The 13,950-nt window shown below is 70.9% G+C and carries 11 protein-coding genes; 6 read left to right on the forward strand and 5 right to left on the reverse strand.

All coding sequences use genetic code 11. From position 1 onward, the window contains the following. Window positions 1–2: 2 nt before the first annotated feature. The 5 genes from JJQ90_RS08025 to fliF are packed head-to-tail and all read right to left on the reverse strand — an operon-like array spanning window position 3 to window position 5,049. Window positions 3–1,394, reverse strand: a complete 1,392-nt coding sequence (locus JJQ90_RS08025) for a sigma-54-dependent transcriptional regulator (protein WP_216874193.1) — start codon at window positions 1,392–1,394, stop codon at window positions 3–5. Window positions 1,395–1,398: 4 nt separating this feature from the next. After that, window positions 1,399–1,722 (reverse strand): flagellar motor switch protein FliN, encoded by a 324-nt coding sequence (fliN, locus tag JJQ90_RS08030; protein WP_230410489.1) that lies wholly within the window; start codon window positions 1,720–1,722, stop codon window positions 1,399–1,401. Further along, the gene (locus tag JJQ90_RS08035; protein ID WP_216874194.1) at window positions 1,719–2,351 is read right to left on the reverse strand and encodes a FliH/SctL family protein; all 633 of its coding nucleotides are present in this window, start codon (window positions 2,349–2,351) and stop codon (window positions 1,719–1,721) included. The genes fliN and JJQ90_RS08035 overlap by 4 nt, the downstream gene beginning before the upstream one ends. After that, the gene (fliG, locus tag JJQ90_RS08040) at window positions 2,348–3,343 is read right to left on the reverse strand and encodes a flagellar motor switch protein FliG (RefSeq protein ID WP_216874196.1); all 996 of its coding nucleotides are present in this window, start codon (window positions 3,341–3,343) and stop codon (window positions 2,348–2,350) included. Before fliG ends, JJQ90_RS08035 begins: the two co-directional genes overlap by 4 nt. After that, complete coding sequence (gene fliF / locus JJQ90_RS08045; protein WP_216874198.1) at window positions 3,343–5,049, reverse strand: flagellar basal-body MS-ring/collar protein FliF; 1,707 nt, start codon at window positions 5,047–5,049, stop codon at window positions 3,343–3,345. Before fliF ends, fliG begins: the two co-directional genes overlap by 1 nt. Before the next feature lie 217 nt (window positions 5,050–5,266). On the opposite strand from fliF, the gene JJQ90_RS08050 reads away from it, so the two are divergent. The 6 genes from JJQ90_RS08050 to JJQ90_RS08075 all read left to right on the forward strand — a co-directional run bounded on the left by JJQ90_RS08050 (window position 5,267) and on the right by JJQ90_RS08075 (window position 13,848). After that, entirely contained in the window at window positions 5,267–5,749 is a 483-nt protein-coding gene (locus JJQ90_RS08050; protein ID WP_216874200.1) for a hypothetical protein, read from the forward strand. Between the two features lie 329 nt (window positions 5,750–6,078). Beyond that, window positions 6,079–7,578 (forward strand): helicase HerA domain-containing protein, encoded by a 1,500-nt coding sequence (locus JJQ90_RS08055; protein WP_216874202.1) that lies wholly within the window; start codon window positions 6,079–6,081, stop codon window positions 7,576–7,578. Between the two features lie 28 nt (window positions 7,579–7,606). Continuing rightward, on the forward strand, window positions 7,607–9,616 hold the full coding sequence (locus JJQ90_RS08060) for a M3 family metallopeptidase (protein WP_216874204.1): 2,010 nt from the start codon (window positions 7,607–7,609) through the stop codon (window positions 9,614–9,616). A gap of 66 nt (window positions 9,617–9,682) precedes the next feature. Then, entirely contained in the window at window positions 9,683–11,317 is a 1,635-nt protein-coding gene (locus tag JJQ90_RS08065) for an alpha-D-glucose phosphate-specific phosphoglucomutase (protein ID WP_216874206.1), read from the forward strand. 180 nt (window positions 11,318–11,497) lie between these two features. After that, the gene (locus JJQ90_RS08070; RefSeq protein WP_216874208.1) at window positions 11,498–12,979 is read left to right on the forward strand and encodes a SulP family inorganic anion transporter; all 1,482 of its coding nucleotides are present in this window, start codon (window positions 11,498–11,500) and stop codon (window positions 12,977–12,979) included. Between the two features lie 14 nt (window positions 12,980–12,993). Beyond that, the gene (locus JJQ90_RS08075) at window positions 12,994–13,848 is read left to right on the forward strand and encodes a universal stress protein (protein ID WP_216874210.1); all 855 of its coding nucleotides are present in this window, start codon (window positions 12,994–12,996) and stop codon (window positions 13,846–13,848) included. Window positions 13,849–13,950: the final 102 nt, after the last annotated feature.

Raw genomic sequence — 13,950 nt, forward strand, 5'->3', positions numbered from 1 at the left:
GATCAGACCGCGATCTGGAAGGGTGGCTGGCCGGGCGCGGGCGGCACGGCGATGCCGGCGGTGCGGTATTCGCCCAGCTTGTTGCGCAGCGTGCGGATGGAGATGCCGAGGATCTCCGCCGCGCGGGTGCGGTTGCCGAGGCAGTGGGTGAGGGTCTCCAGGATCAGCTCCCGCTCCACCTCCTCCACCTTGCGGCCGACCAGCGCGGCGACCTGACCGGCCGGCTCCGCCGGGGATGCCGCCGGTGCGGAAGGCGCCGGCAGGGCCGGGGCCGCCGGCGGGGCGGCGGGGCGGGAAAGCTCGATCGCCTCCGGCCCGATCTCATGGCCCTCGGCCAGCAGCACGGCGCGGTGGATGGCGTTCTCCAGCTCCCGCACATTGCCGGGCCAGGGATGCGCCAGCAGGCGGTGGCGGGCCAGCGGCGACAGCGGCCGTTCCGGCAGGCCGTTCACCTGGGCGTAGCGGATGCAGAAATGCTCGGCCAGCGGCAGGATGTCGGCGGTGCGCTCGCGCAGCGGCGGGATGCGCAGCGCCACCACGTTCAGTCGGAAATACAGGTCCTCCCGGAACCGTCCGGCGACAACCTCGGCGGCCAGGTCACGATGCGTCGCGGCGATGATCCGCACATCCACCTTGATCGGCGCCCCGCCCCCCAGCCGGTCCACCTCCCGCTCCTGGATGACTCGCAGAATCTTGGCCTGGAGGCGGGGGTCCATCTCGCCGATCTCGTCCAGCAGCAGCGTGCCGCCCTCGGCCTGTTCGAACTTGCCCTTGCGCGCCGCAACGGCGCCGCTGAAGGCGCCCTTCTCGTGCCCGAAGAGCTCCGATTCCAGCAGCGTTTCCGGCAGCGCGGCGCAGTTCAGCGCGACGAAGGGGCCGCGGGCGCGCTTGGAGATGGCGTGCAGATGCCGCGCCATCACCTCCTTGCCCGTGCCGCTCTCGCCGGTCAGCAGGACGGAAGCCTCGGCGCGCGCGAGCTGCGCGGCGCGGGCCATCAGTGTCGCCATGGAGGGGTCGCGCGCCACCGGCCCGTCGCTGGCCTGCGGCGCCGCGCCGGCAGCCTCCAACATGGCGATGATGAGGTCCGCATCCGGCGGCAGGGGAAGAAAATCCCGCGCGCCGCCCTCGATGGCACGCACCGCCGCATCGGCATCCTCGGCGCGTCCGCAGGCGACCACGGGGCAGGCGATGCGCTCGGCGGCCAGCGCCTGCACCAGCCAGACCACGTCATGCCGCAGATCGACCAGCGCGAGGTCGGCGCCTTCCCCGCGCAGCCGGGTCAGGCCGGCGGCGACACCTTCCGCATGGCCGAGCTTGGCGCCGCGCGCGATGGCAACGCGCGCCGCCGCGCCCAGCTCCCCCTCCAGCGAACCGATGATGAGCAGCCGGGCCATGGCCTCAGCCGCCCCGGTCGGATTTGACGATTTCCGTCATCGTCACGCCGAGGCGGTTGTCATCCACCATCACCACCTCGCCACGCGCGACCAGGCGGTTGTTGACGTAGATGTCCACCGCCTCGCCGAGCTTGCGGTCCAGCTCCACCACCGCGCCTCGGCCGAGCTTCAGCAACTGGGAGACCTGCATGGTGGCGCGGCCGAGCACCGCGCTGACCTGCACCGGAATGTCATAGACCGCATCCAGGTCGCGCGGCCCGCCGGTATTGCCGGTACCATGCTGCGCATCCTGCGCGGGCACGGCCTCGAAACCATCCTGTGCCGTCATGGCGTGGGTTCCTCAATTGTCATGGACTGTTTCACGGGCGTCAGCCCGGCGATCGCCAGCACCTCCGCGATCGCGGCACGGCGGGCTTCGAGCGACATCACCAGCGCCCCGTCGCGCCAGGACAGCCGCGCATCGCCGGGGGCCAGCGCCGGGTCGGCCACCACCTCCGGCGCGCGGGGCGGCAGCCGGGCGGCGATGGGCGTCACGAGATCGGGCGCGACATGCAGCAAGGCCTCCGGCCGGTCGGCGATGGCGGGCAGCATGGGCACCACCAGCCGCGCCACGATATCCGGTCCCAGCCGTTCCAGCGCGCCGGGCAGAGCGAGATCCATCGCCTGCATCAACATCTCCGCCAGGGCCTGGGCCGATTCCTCCGCCACCCGGCGCCCGGCTTCCGGGGCTTCGGCCAGCAGCGCGGCGCAGCGATCCACCGCGCGCTGGATCGCCGCCTCCTGCGCCTTCGCCTGTTCGGCGCGGCCTTCCTTCAGCCCGACCGCATGGCCGATGCCGCGCCCTTCCGCCAGGCCCTCCGCCCGGGCGGCGGCGGCCAGCACCGCCGGGTCGGGCGGCGGCGGCGCGGCCGGCGGTGGCGGCGCGTTGAGGTCGGGCAGGCGCAGGGCGAGCCTCATGCCAGCATCTCATCGTCGCGCCCATCGGCGATCTGGATCTGGCCCTGGGCCGCGAGGTCCTTGGCGATGCCGACGATCTGCGCCTGCGCCTCGTCCACCTCGCGCAGCTTCACCGGGCCCATGCCGGCCAGGTCGTCCTTCAGCAGCTTGGAGGCGCGTTCGGACAGGTTGCGGAAGAACATGTCGCGCAGCGTCTCCGACGCGCCCTTCAGCGCCAGGGTCAGCTTGTCCTTCGGCACGGCGCGCAGCAGCGCCTGGATGCCCTGGCCGTCGAGGCGCTGGAGGTCGTCGAAGGTGAACATCAGCGCGCGGATCTTCTCCGCGCTGTCGCGTGAGCGCTCCTCCAGCGCGGCCAGGATGCGGCCCTCGGCGGCACGGTCGAGGTTGTTGAAGATCTCCGCCATGACTTCATGCGCATCGCGGCGCGAGCCACGGGCGAGGTTCGACATGAACTCCATGCGCAGCGTGCGCTCGACGCCTTCCAGCGCCTCCTTCTGCACCGTCTCCATCCGCAGCATGCGCATCACCACTTCCATGGCGAAGCCTTCCGGCAGCAGCGACAGCACGCGGGCGGCATGGTCGGGGCGGACCTTGGACAGCACGACGGAGACGGTCTGCGGGTATTCGTTCTTCAGGTAGTTCGCCAGCACCGCCTCGTTCACATTGCCCAGCTTGTCCCACATGGTGCGGCCCGCCGGGCCGCGGATTTCCTCCATGATCTGGGCGACGCGTTCCTTCGGCAGCGTCTTCAGCAGCAGGCGCTCGGTGCTTTCATAGCTGCCGATCAGATGCCCCGCCTGGCCGAGCTGGGCGGCGAATTCGCGCAGCACCTCCTCCACCGTCGCGGCGCCGACGGAACCCAGCGCGGCCATGGCCAGCGACAGGTCGCGGATTTCATCCTCATGCAGCCGCGTGAAGATCTTGGAGGCATGTTCCTCCCCCAGCGCGAGCATCAGCGTGGCGGCCTTCTGCGGTCCGGTCAGCGTCGCCATCACAAATCCTCCGGGGGAGCGAGCCAGCGGCGTACCACCGTGACCGCGGCATCAGGGTTCTTCTCGACCAGCTCGACCAGCGCTGCGAGGGCGGAGGCGCGCATCTCGCCTTCCACCTTGGACAGCTTCACCATCTGCTCATCCACCGCGCCGCCCTCGCCACCCTCCTGCGCCAGCAAGGGCGTACCATCCGGGCCGGCCACCTGGGCGGCGCCTGTGATGGTGCCATTGGCCTGGGCCATCGCGGCCTCGGCGGCGGTGGCGAAGGTCACGGTATTGCCATCCGGCCCGACGCCCACCAGCACCGGCTGCGGGGTCATGGCCAGCACCAGGCGGTTGGCCACCGGCTTGCCGATCAGCAGGATGGCGGCCAGCGCGACCAAGGCGAGGATGCCGGATTCCAGCAGTCGCCCGAGCATCGCCGGCGGCAGGGCCTGGCCGAGGATGGAGAAGCCCTCGCTCGTCGCCTCGGCGATCGGCGGCTCGGCGAAGCGCAGGCTCACCACCTCCACCTTGTCGCCGCGCTGCTCGTTGAAGCCGATGGCGGAGCGGGCCAGCGCCATGATGCGGCCGATCTCATCCGCATTGCGTTCGCGGAAGCGCGGCGGGGCGCCATCCGGCTGCGGTTCCCAGACGCCATCGACCAGCACGGCCAGCGAGACGCGGCGCAGCGAGGGCTGTTCGCGCACCGTGTTGCGGGTGGTGCGGCCGATCTCGAAATTCGTCGTCTCCTCCTGCCGCTGCTGTTCGCTGCGGTTGCCGCCATTCTGCGCCTCGGCGCCCGGAAGCTGGTTGGCGACGGTGACGTTGCCGGCCTCCCCGCTGCGGTTGCTCTCGGTGCTGGACTGGGTGGAGCGCGGCACCTGGTTTTCCGGGTCGAAGCGTTCCTCGGTGGTCTGCACCCGGTCGAAATCCATCTCCACCGAGGCCTCGGCGCGCACCCGGCCGGCGCCCAGCGTGCGCTCCAGCAGGTCTTCCACGGCGCGGGCCAGGCGCAGCTCCTGCGTGCGGCGCATCTCCTCCCCGGTCTGGGCGGCGGCGGGGCCGGTCAGGGCCTGGCCGCCGCGCGCCAGCAATTCGCCGCGGCTGTCGACGATGGAGACCTGCTGCGGCCGCAGCCCGGGCACGGCGGCGGCGACCAGGTGCAGCACCGCCTGCACGCCTTCGCGGTCCAGCCGCTGCGCGCCCTGCATGGTCAGCACCACGCTGGCCTGTGCCTCGCCCCTTTCGCGGGAGAAGGGCTCGCGGCGTTGCAGCACCAGGTGCACGCGGGCGGTGCGCACGCCGGCCAAAGCGCGGATGCTGCGGGAGAGCTCGCCCTCCAGGGCGCGCAGCCGGTTCACATCCTGCTGGAAGGGCGTGGTGGTCAGGCTTTCGCCACGATCGAAGATCTCGTAGCCGATGGAACCGCCGGAGGGCATGCCCTCCCGCGCCAGCATCAGGCGGATGCGCGGCACTTCCGATTCCGGGACCAGGAGCTGGGCGCCGCCGGCGGCGAGCCGGTGCGGGATGCGGGCGCGTTCCAGGGCCGCGACCATCTGCCCGGCATCGCGCGGGTCGAGGTCGCCATACAGCAGGGCCATCGGCGGTTCGGAGGCGCGCATCGCCAGCACGGTCACCAGGCCGAGCACGGCCAGGCCGATGCCGGCCAGCGCCGCCAGGCGCAGCATGCCCAGGCCACGAAGCTGGGCGATCAGGCCACCCATGCCACGTCCCCCAACCTGGCGCCTTCGGCGCCGACCCCCGCTGATCGCATCCTGCCATCCCCGAGCCGGCCCATGCCGACTGGGCAGGTTTTGCCGGGAGGGCGGTAAGGGCTTGGTTAACGCGCGGCGGATTTCTGGCGTGGGGCGCCGGCGCGGCCCTGGCACGGATTTTTTTCGGGGTCGTTGCATCCATCCCCGGACCTCCGCCGTAGCGCGGATGGACCCGGAGTTCCTCGGCCGCTGCGCCGGCATCCTGTGCCTCGGCGGCGGGCCGGGCGTGGCCCCGCCTGGCGGGCGCGGGGGGCGCGCGGCCAATTTCGCGGCCGATCCCGCCGCCGCCCGGCTGGTGCTGGAAGCGGCGGAGGCGCGGGTGACGGTACTGCCGGCCAGCGGACTCGGCCTGCATCTGGGCCTCCGCGACCTGGCGCCGCTGCCGACGACGCTGCGCCGGGCGCTGTGGCCCCGCCTGCTGGTGAGTGGCCTGGGCCTCCGGCGGCCCCGGGTGACGCCCCTGGCGCTGCTGCCGGCGCTGCGGCTGACCCATCCCCTGCTGTTCGAAACCCGCGAGGTGACCCTGACGCTGGGCGAGGAGGGCCGGCTGGCGGCGGCGGCGGAAGGGCCGCATGAGCTGGTGGCGCGGCTGCGCCACCCCGAGGCGGCGCGCGCCGTCCTGCTTCAGGCCCTTTCCGTCTGGCGCTGAAGCGGCGACTCGGCGGCTTGAAGGGTGGCGCGGGGGAATCCCGCCGGGACAAGGGGTTGCCACCTGGCGGATGGGCGCCGCTTTCGTCCGGGCCGGGTTGGCGCTATATCAGCGGACCGGTCGCTTGACTGGTCCGAGGCCGCGAATGCGGCCCGCCGCTTATGCGGCGAAGCCAAGGAAACCGGAGGTTTCCGCCCGTCACGCCTTTGGCGTGCCTCCGGCACGACCGACTGAGGGGCCTGAAACGTGTCAACGTTTCGGGCCATTGGTATTGGGTCTCCGCCGCGCCCCCGGCCCAGGCGAGGCCGGGCGCCCTTCTGGAGTCCTGGATGACCATCGCCATCGAGATCGGCCTGACCGCGTCCGGCAACCCGGCCGAATTCGACCTTGAGGAGCTGCTCTCCACCCGCCTGCTGGTGCAGGGTAATTCCGGGTCGGGCAAGTCGCATCTGCTGCGCCGGCTGCTGGAACAATCCGCCCCCTGGGTGCAGCAGGTGGTGGTGGACCCGGAAGGCGACTTCACCTCGCTGGCCGACCGCTTCGGCCATCTGGTGGTGGATGCGGCGGACCATACCGAGGCGGCGCTTCAGGTGGTGGCGGAGCGGGTGCGGCGGCACCGCGTCTCCGTCGTGCTGAACCTGGAGCATGTGGAGGTGGAGGCGCAGTTGCGGCTCGCCGCCGCCTTCCTGGGCGGGCTGTTCGACGTGGACCGGGATGCCTGGAACCCGGTGATGGTGGTGGTGGACGAGGCACAGCTTTTCGCCCCCGCCGCGGCCAGCGAAACCTCCGACGAGGCGCGGCGGGCGGCGCTGGGCGCCATGACCAACCTGATGTGCCGGGGCCGGAAGCGTGGCCTGGCCGGGGTGATCGCCACGCAGCGGCTGGCCAAGCTGGCCAAGAACGTCGCCGCCGAGGCCTCCAACTTCATGATGGGCCGCACCTTCCTCGACATCGACATGGCCCGCGCCGCCGACCTTCTGGGCATGGAGCGGCGCCAGGCGGAGATGTTCCGGGACCTGGAGCGGGGGCAGTTCATGGCGCTCGGCCCCTCCATCTCCCGCCGTCCCCTGCGGGTGCGGGTGGGGCTGGTGGAGACCGGGTCGCGCAGCGCCGGGCCGAAGCTGGTGCCGCCCCCCTCCCAGGCCAGCGCGGCGGAGGCGCGGGAGCTGATCCTGGCGGCGCCGGAGCCGGAGGCGCTGCGCCTGCCCCGCCGCGCCCCGCGCGCGCCGGCACCGGACATCCTGGCCCAGCTCGCCCAGGCCCGCCCCGCCGCGCAGGCCGCCGAGCCGGTGGCGCCGGCCAGCCCGGCGGAGCAGGCGGAACACCGCCGCAGGCTGCGCGCCGTGCTGGCCAAGGTGCTGATGGAGCCGGACGCGCCCTTCCGCCCGGCCAGCGTGCTGTACCAGGACTTTCTGGTGCGCTGCCGGATCGAGGAGGTCGGCGGCCCGGCCATCGACATCCCGGCCTTCCGCCGCCTGCTGACCACGGCCCGTGCCGGCATCGCGGCGGAGGTGGCGGAGGGCAGCGAATGGGCGCAGGCCGTCAGCCGCGCCGAGTCCCTGCCCGACGACGTGCAGGGCGTCTTCCTGCTGCTGGCCCGCGCCGCTTTGGAACGCCAGCCCTGCCCCTCCGACGCCACCCTGGCGCGCGCCTATGGCAGCCGCTCCATCGGCCGGGCGCGGCGGCTTTTGACCTATATGGAGGAGCAGGGGGCGCTGGTGGTGCGGGCGGAGCGGGGCGGCAAGCGCAGCGTGGTGCTCGTCGGCCTCGCCTGGGAAACGGCGCCGGGCGATCCGAATGGACCGGAGGAGATGGGACCCGTGACCTGAACGGGCCGGGCACCCTACATTGGGCGCCATGGACACCAATCCCCTGCTGAGCCCCTGGACCACGCCCTTCGGCGTGCCGCCCTTCGACCTCATCCGGCCCGAACATTACGGCCCGGCCTTCGACCAGGGCATGGCCGAGCAGGTGGCGGAGATCGCCGCCATAGCCGCCGACCCCGAACCCCCAACCTTCGCCAATACGGTGGAGGCGCTGGAGCGCAGCGGCCGGACCCTGGACCGGGTGCGCAGCGTCTTCTTCAACCTCGTCTCCAGCCAGGCGACCGAGGCCCTGCAGGCGGTGGAGCGGGACTATGCGCCGAAGCTCGCGCGGCACCGCGCCGCCGTGACGCTCGACCCCGGCCTGTTCGCGCGGGTCTCCACCCTGGCGGGTCAGCGCGCCACGCTGGGGCTGGACCCGGCGCGGGACCGGCTGCTGGAACGCCTCCATGCCGGGCTGGTGCGCGGCGGCGCGGCGCTGGACCAGGCCGGGCGCGACCGCATGGCCGCGATCTCCACCCGGCTCGCCGTGCTGCACACCCAGTTCGGCCAGAACGTGCTGGCCGACGAGAATGACTGGCAGATGGTGCTGACGGAGGCGGAGCTCGACGGCCTGCCCGACTTCGCCTGCGAGGCGGCGCGGGAGGCCGCGCGGGAACGCGGCGTGGCGCAGGGCTATGTCATCACCCTGTCCCGCTCCTCCATCGAGCCCTTCCTGACCTTTTCCACCCGCCGCGACCTGCGGGAGGTGGCCTGGCGCGCCTGGGTGGCGCGCGGCACCGGCGCGCGGGACAATTTTTCGCTGATTCGCGAAATCCTGGCCCTGCGTCGGGAACGCGCGCGTTTGCTCGGCCATGCGGATTTCGCCGCCTGGCGCCTGGCCGACAACATGGCGCGGGAACCCGCGGCGGCGGCCGAACTGCTCAACCAGGTCTGGGCGCCCGCCCGCCGCCGGGCGGAGGTGGAGCGGGCGGAGCTGGAGGCGCTGGCCGGCCATCCGATCCAGGCCTGGGACTGGCGCCATTATGCCGAACGCGCCCGCCGCGCCCGTCACGCCATCGATGAGAGCCTGACCAAGCCCTATTTCCCGCTGGACGGCATGCTGAACGCGGTTTTCGACACCGCGCGCCGCCTGTTCGGCGTCAGCTTCGTCGAGCGCCCGGACATTCCCGTCTACCACCCGGATGTCCGCGCCTTCGACATGCAGGATGCGGAGGGTGCGCATCGCGGCGTCTTCCTGCTGGACAGCTTTGCCCGGGCGGGCAAGCGGTCCGGTGCCTGGATGAGCAGCTTCCGGGTTGGGCAGGGGCTGGATGGGGCGGTGACACCCATCGTGGTGAACAACAACAACATCGCCAAATCCGCGCCGGCCCTGCTGTCCTTCGACGAGGCGCGGACGCTGTTCCACGAATTCGGCCATGCGCTGCACGGGCTGCTCTCGGTCGCGCATCATCCGTCGCAATCCGGCACCGCCGTGCTGGCGGATTTCGTGGAGTTCCCGAGCCAGGTGCTGGAGCATTGGTTGGAAGTGCCCGAGATCCTGCGCGAACATGCGCGCCACCACGAAACCGGCGCCCCGCTGCCGGAGGCGCTGCTGCGCAATCTGCTGGCGGCGCGGCAGGACGGCCAGGGCTTTGCCACGGTGGAGTTCGTGTCCTCCGCCCTGATCGACCTGGCGCTGCACACCCATGAAGACCCCGAAAGCCTCGATCTGGTGGCCTTCGAGGCCGAATTCCTGGCGGGGATCGGGATGCCGGAGGCGATCGGCCTGCGCCACCGCCCGGCGCATTTCCAGCATCTGTTCGCCGGCGGCGGCTACGCGGCCGGCTACTACGCCTATATGTGGGCCGAGGTGCTGGACGCCGACGCCTTCGAGGCCTTCGAGGAGGCGGGCGACCCCTTCCATCCCGAATTGTCGGCGAAGCTGAAGGCCATCTACCAGGCCGGCGATACCCGCGATCCGATGGCGCTGTATGTGGCCTTCCGTGGCCGCCCGCCCAGCGTCGCGGCGCTGCTGCGCAACCGGGGGCTCGTCGAAGCGTAATCAGCCGGGGCCTTGCCGAGTGTGAAGGCGCGGGGCGATGGTGCCGCCAAATGGGAGAGACTTCGCATGAGCCTGCGCCGCATCGCGACCACGCCGTTTGCCGACCAGAAGCCCGGCACCTCCGGCCTGCGGAAGAAGGTCACGGTGTTCCAGCAGCCGCATTATGTGGAGAATTTCGTCCAGGCGATCTTCGACACCATCGGCGCGGCGCGGCAGGGCGCGACGCTGGTGCTGGGTGGTGACGGTCGCTTCCTGAACCGGCAGGTGGTGCAGACCACGCTGAAGATGGCCGCGGCCAATGGCTTTTCGCGGATTCTGGTGGGGCAGGGCGGGCTGCTCTCAACGCCGGCGGCCTCCAACCTGATCCGCATCTCGGGCGCCGTCGGCGGCATCATCCTCTCGGCCAGTCACAATCCGGGCGGGCCGGATGGGGACTTCGGCATCAAGTTCAACGCCGCCAATGGCGGCCCGGCGCCGGAGGACATCACGGGCGCCATGCATCGCCGCGCCAGCATGCTGGTTGAATACGCCATCCTCGATGTGCCGGACCTCGACCTGGACGTGGTGGGGGAGGTGACGCTGGGTGACTGCACCGTGGCGGTGGTGGACCCTGTCGCGGATTACGCCGTGCTGATGCGCAAGCTGGTCGATTTCGACGCCATCGCCGCGATGTTCCGCGGCGGCTTCCGGATGCGCTTCGACGCGATGAGCGCGGTGACCGGCCCCTATGCCAAGGCGATCCTGGAAGGCGCGCTGGGCGCCGCGCCGGGCACGGTGGTGAATGCCGAGCCGCTGCCGGATTTCGGCGGCCACCATCCGGACCCCAACCCCGTCCACGCCGCCGAGCTGATGGCGGAAATGCTCGGCGCCGAGGCGCCGGATTTCGGCGCGGCCTCCGACGGGGATGGCGACCGCAACATGATCGTGGCCCCCGGCCTGTTCGTGACGCCGAGCGACAGCCTGGCCGTGCTGGCGGCGCAGGCGCATCTGGCGCCGGGCTATGCGCGGGGCCTGGCCGGCGTCGCACGTTCCATGCCCACAAGCCGGGCGGTGGACCGCGTGGCCAAGGCGCTGGGCATCCCCTGCTATGAGACGCCGACCGGCTGGAAGTTCTTCGGCAACCTGCTCGATTCCGGCCGCATCACCCTGTGCGGAGAGGAAAGCGCCGGCACCGGGTCCGACCATGTGCGGGAGAAGGACGGGCTCTGGGCCGTTCTGGTCTGGCTGAACATCCTGGCCAGCACGGGCCAGCGCGCGGATGCCATCCTGCGCGACCATTGGGCGCGCTTCGGCCGCGACTACTACACCCGCCATGACTATGAGGAGGTCGATGCCGGGGCGGCGCAGGGGCTGATGCAGGCGCTGCGCGATATGCTGCCGACGCTGCCGGGGAAGGTCTTCGCCGGGCTGACCGTCGCGGCATGCGATGATTTTTCCTACACCGATCCGGTGGATGGCTCCGTCACCGCGCAGCAGGGCGTGCGCGTCCTGTTCGCCGAGGATGCCCGCGCCGTGTTCCGCCTGTCCGGCACGGGCACGGTGGGCGCCACGCTGCGCGTCTATCTCGAGCGCTTCGAGCCCGATGTGGCGCGGCACGACGCGGAGACGCAGGCCGTGCTGGCGCCGGTGATCGCGGCGGCGGGCGAGATTGCTGGGATTGCCCGTCATACCGGCCGGGATGCCCCTTCCGTCATCACCTGAGCAAGGTTGTGCGGCGCAGCAACATGCTGCTACACGGCCTGCATGGCTTTCACGCCCCCCTGACGCTTCGCACCACGCCCGCATCGCGGGCGTGACGTGCCTTCCGCGCCCCGCCTGATGGCGGTTGGTGCCCTGCGTCCTTTTTCTCCTGTGCGGGGTTTTTCCCCGGAGTCCTGATTCATGTCCCTTGCCCGGCTCCAGGCCGAATGGTTCTCGAATATCCGCGCCGATATCCTGGCCGGCACCGTCGTCGCGCTGGCACTGATTCCGGAGGCGATCGCCTTTTCGATCATCGCGGGCGTCGATCCCAAGGTCGGCCTCTATGCCTCCTTCTGCATCGCCGTGGTCATCGCCTTTGCGGGTGGCCGGCCGGCGATGATCTCGGCGGCCACCGGGGCCATGGCGCTGGTGATGGTCACGCTGGTGAAGGAGCACGGCCTCAACTACCTGCTGGCGGCGACGCTGCTCTGCGGTGTGCTTCAGATCATCGCAGGCGCGCTGAAGCTTGGCGTGCTGATGCGCTACGTCTCGCGTTCCGTCATGACCGGCTTCGTCAATGCGCTGGCCATCCTGATCTTCATGGCGCAGTTGCCGGAACTGATCGGCGTCACCTGGATCACCTATGTGCTCTGCGCCGCGGCGCTGGCCATCATCTATCTGCTGCCGCTGCTGACGAAAGCGGTGCCTTCGCCGCTGGTCGCCATCATCGTCATCACCGCCGTGGCCATCTGGTTCGGGCTGGATGTGCGCACGGTGGGTGACATGGGCGAATTGCCGGCGGAGTTCCCGGCCTTCCTGCTGCCGGATGTGCCGCTGACGCTGGAGACGCTGTGGATCATCCTGCCCTATTCGGCGACGCTGGCCGTGGTCGGCCTGCTGGAATCGCTGATGACGGCGCAGATCGTCGATGACCTGACCGACACGCCTTCCGACAAGATCCGCGAGAGCTACGGCCAGGGCCTCGCCAATATCGTCGCCGGCTTCTTTGGCGGCATGGCCGGCTGCGCGATGATCGGGCAGTCCGTCATCAACGTGAAATCCGGCGGCCGCGCGCGGCTTTCCACGCTCTGGGCCGGGTTGTTCCTGCTGTTCCTGATTCTCGTGCTGGCTGACCTGGTGCGGCAGATTCCGATGCCGGCGCTGGTCGCGGTGATGATCATGGTCTCCATCGGCACTTTTTCGTGGAGGTCACTGGCCGACCTCCGCGTGCATCCGAAGAGCTCGTCCATCGTCATGCTGGCGACTGTCGGCGTCACGGTCGCCACGCATGACCTGGCGCAGGGCGTGCTGGTGGGCGTGCTGCTGTCCGGCATCTTCTTCGCCCGCAAGGTGGCCAATATCTTCCGCATCCGCTCGGCGCTTTCCGCGGATGGCCGGCAGCGCACCTACACCGTCACCGGCCAGATCTTCTTCGCCTCCGCCGAGAGCTTTGGGGAGGCCTTCGACCTGAAGGAAGCCATCGAGCGCGTGGTCATCGACGTATCGGGTGCCCATATCTGGGACCTGACGGCGATCGCCGCGCTGGACCGCGTGGTGCTGAAGTTCCGCCGCGAGGGCACGGAGGTGGAACTGCTGGGCATGAACGAAGCGAGCGCCACGCTGGTGGACAAGCTCGCCACACACGACAAGCCGGGCGCATCCGACGCACCGGCGATGCATTGAGGGGGAACGGAAAGATGGCGCGGATTCTCGCCTGCACGGATGGCTCGATCTATGCCGAGAGCATCCTCGACCACGCCGCCTGGGCCTCCGCCCGCATGGGCGGCGCCGCTGTCCGCGTGCTGCATGTGCTGGACCGGGCCGCGGCCGACCTGCCGGTGGACCGCAGCGGCGCGCTCGGCGTGAATGCCTCGGAGGGATTGCTGCGCGAATTGGCGGAGCTGGATGCGGCGCGCGGCAAGGTTTCGCTGCGCCGGGCGCGGGCGCTGCTGGAGGCCGCGGAGGCGCGGCTGAAGGCTGCCGGCGTCGCGCAGGTCAGCACCGTGCAGCGCCACGGCGCGCTGGTGGACACGGTGGTGGAGTTCGAGGCGGAGGCCGATCTTCTGGTGATCGGCAAGCGCGGGGAGGCGGCGAACTTCGCCGTGGGCCATCTCGGCGCCAACCTCGAACGGGTGCTGCGCGCCAGCACCCTGCCGGTGCTGGTGGCATCCCGAGCCTTCAGGCCGGTGACGCGCTGCGCCATCGCCTATGATGGCGGGCTTTCGGGCCAGAAGGCGGTGGCCTATGCCGCCGGCACCGCCGCCCTGGACGGGCTGGAATGCGAGCTGGTGACGGTGGCGGCGGATGAGGCGGCCGGGCGCGCGCTGCTGGCCAGGCCGGCCCAGCAACTGGCCGATGCCGGCAGGACGGCGTCCTTGACCGTTCTGCGGGGCGAGCCGGAGACGGCGATCGCCGGGCATGTGGCGGGTGCCGGCATCGACCTGCTGGTGATGGGCGCCTATGGCCATGGCCGCCTGCGCAACATGATCCTCGGCAGCACCACCACGGCCCTGTTGCGAAGCTGCAGGATCCCGGTGCTGGTGTTCCGTTAGGCGCCCTTGCCCGATACCGCTTGAAACACCATTCCGTTCCACCTAGCGTTCCGTCCCAGGTGGCGTCTGGCTGAGACCAGTTGCGCGCATAGGCCCATTCAA

The organism is Falsiroseomonas oleicola, from assembly GCF_019029495.1.
Taxonomy (GTDB): domain Bacteria; phylum Pseudomonadota; class Alphaproteobacteria; order Acetobacterales; family Acetobacteraceae; genus Falsiroseomonas; species Falsiroseomonas oleicola.